The organism is Streptomyces sp. 13-12-16 (genome assembly GCF_002114215.1).
Classification (GTDB): domain Bacteria; phylum Actinomycetota; class Actinomycetes; order Streptomycetales; family Streptomycetaceae; genus Streptomyces.
Window position 1 is genome coordinate 1 of the sequence record NZ_NCTE01001323.1, and the last position, 854, is coordinate 854.

1 protein-coding gene is annotated in these 854 nt (G+C 77.2%); it reads left to right on the top strand.

The window, feature by feature from the left end:
• Positions 1-828, top strand: an 828-nt coding sequence (locus B7767_RS40445) for a DMT family transporter (RefSeq protein ID WP_107486623.1), incomplete at its 5' end; no start/stop codon positions are given.
• Positions 829-854: the final 26 nt, after the last annotated feature.

Sequence of the window (854 nt, forward strand, 5' to 3'; positions counted from 1 at the left end):
GCCCTGTCCTTCTGGCGCTGCGCCGTCGGCCTGGTCCTGCTGCTCGCCGCCCGGCTGCTGTCCCGCCGTTCCCGGCCCGCCGCGCCCGAGCCGCTCGGCCGCCGGGTGCTGCGGGCCGGGGCCACCGGCATCGGGCTCGCGGTCTTCCAGACCGCCTACTTCGCGGCCGTCTCCGCCACGGGACTCGCCGTGGCCACCGTCGTCACCCTCGGCGCCGGACCCGTACTGATCGCGCTCGGCGCGCGACTGACCATGGGGGAGCGCCTGGGAGGCGGCGGACTGGCCGCCGTCGTGGGCGCGCTCGCCGGACTCGTCGTGCTCGTCCTCGGCGGCGGGGGCGCGACCGTGGACCCGTGGGGTGTCCTGCTCGCCCTGCTGTCCGCGGCCGGATACTCGGTGATGACGCTGCTCACCCGCTGGTGGGGACGTGACGGCGGCACGGACTCCTCCGGTACGACCGTCGGGGCGTTCGCCGTCACCAGCCTGGTGCTGCTGCCGTTCGCCGCGGCCGAGGGACTGGTGCCGCACACCGGCGCCCCCGGCGCGCTGCTGTGCCTGCTGGCGTACATCGCCTCCGTGCCGACGGCGCTCGCGTACGGCCTCTACTTCGCCGGCGCGGCCGTCGTACGGTCGGCCACCGTGTCCGTGATCATGCTGCTGGAGCCGGTGGGCGCGGCGGTGCTCGCGGTCGCCCTGCTCGGTGAGCGGCTCACCACGGCCACCCTGGCCGGCACCCTGCTGATGCTCGGCTCGGTCGCGGGCCTCGCGGTCGGCGAGGCACGGGGCGCGCGGGCCCGCGGGGAGCAGCCGGACGCGGTGCCGGTGTGACGGCGCGGGGCCCTTCCGCGGGGAAG